Source organism: Burkholderia stagnalis, assembly GCF_902830275.1.
In the GTDB taxonomy this organism is placed as follows: domain Bacteria; phylum Pseudomonadota; class Gammaproteobacteria; order Burkholderiales; family Burkholderiaceae; genus Burkholderia; species Burkholderia stagnalis.
This window is the reverse complement of sequence record NZ_CADESW010000062.1, coordinates 1-1438: the sequence shown is the minus strand read 5'-3', so window position 1 is coordinate 1438 and position 1438 is coordinate 1. Positions and strand designations below refer to the sequence as shown.

At 61.3% G+C, this 1438-nt stretch carries 1 pseudogene; it reads right to left on the bottom strand.

The window, feature by feature from the left end:
- Positions 1 to 1438 (bottom strand): annotated as a pseudogene (locus HWY45_RS36190) (S-layer family protein); the annotation flags it as partial.

Sequence of the window (1438 nt, the reverse complement as noted above, 5' to 3'; positions counted from 1 at the left end):
CGCTGCTCGAAATCGTGCCACCGCGGTTCAGGATATCGGTCGCGGTGAGCACCGTCTTCGATCCGCCCTTGATGACGCCCGTATTCGTCGCGGTGCCGACCGTATGGATTTCCACATCGTCGGCCGCGATCAAACCCCCGCTCGGCTGCAGGTCGTTCGCATGCGTTTGCGCCATATAGACGACCGGCGCCAACACGTGCGTCGTGCTGCCATCGGGCAGGGTCACGGTCTGGTCGACCAGCCACACGATATCGCTCGTCAACGCATCCATTTGCGCAGCGGACAGCGCCACGCCCGGCACCAAGCCGAACGACTTCGCATAGTTCGCGCCGTTCGTCATCAGCGCGCGATATTCATCTTCGGCGCTCGCGTAACCCGGCAGGAAGGTGCGCCCCGTCAACTGCGTGATCTGGTTGCGCACCATCTGCTGCTCGTACATGCCGTCGCCCAGACGCTTTTCGATGCTCGCCGGGTTCAGGTTCAACTGGCCGAGCATGTAGTCGCTCGAGATGAATTTCGTATAGCTCGTCAACCGCGGATCGGTGACGATCAAATACGGCAGGCCCGGCGCAGGATGAACCGAGTACATGCCGCTGGTCGGCAACGTGATCGACAACGCACCCGTCGCGCTCGCGACTGATTGCAGCGCCGGAACCGTCGTCGTTCCATTGGCCGCGCCGACTTTGGTCAGATTGCCGCCCGTCACGCCTTGATTGGCCGAATTGTTGCCGAGCGTGCCGCCCGTCGCGCCGGTCGCGGAATTCTGCGCGGCGACGTTCTGATTATTGACGCTCTGCGCGCTGATCGACACCGACTGATTCGCGATGATCGTGCCGCCCGTGCCGCCGATCGCGACGGGCGTATGAACAACGGGCGGCTCGACGATCGTGCCGCGATCCCGATTGGTATCTTCGTTCCACGCATACATCGACACGATATTGTCGGTCTGATACTGATACAGCGTCTGGCCGACGTTGTTGACGACCGTGCCGCCGTAACTGCCGCTCCCAACCGAACCGTTCTGCTGCGTACTGCCGATCTGAATCGACTTGCCGGCCGCGATCACGCTGTAGTCGTTGTTGATCGTGCCGACGTTCGCCATCGTGATACTGCCGCCCGCGACGAGTTGCGCTTGCGGCGCCTGGCTCGTTACCTTGTCCTGCTGAATCGTGAACGTGGTATCGCGCCAGATTTCGACACGCTGATAGCCCTTATGGGCGTCGCTGCGCGTCGCATATTCCGTGTCGGGAACATAGTTGACGTGCGGGTCATACGCATCCCAATAGTTGACCGTAATCGTGCCGTTGCCGTTATCCGTCAGCGTGTTGTAGTAGATCGTCTGCTGCTGACCGTTCACGGTCAGGACGAGCACGCGGTCCGTAGCATTCGAACCGCTTGATTGGGACACCACCTGCGCGCTGCTGAACGTGTCGTTGCG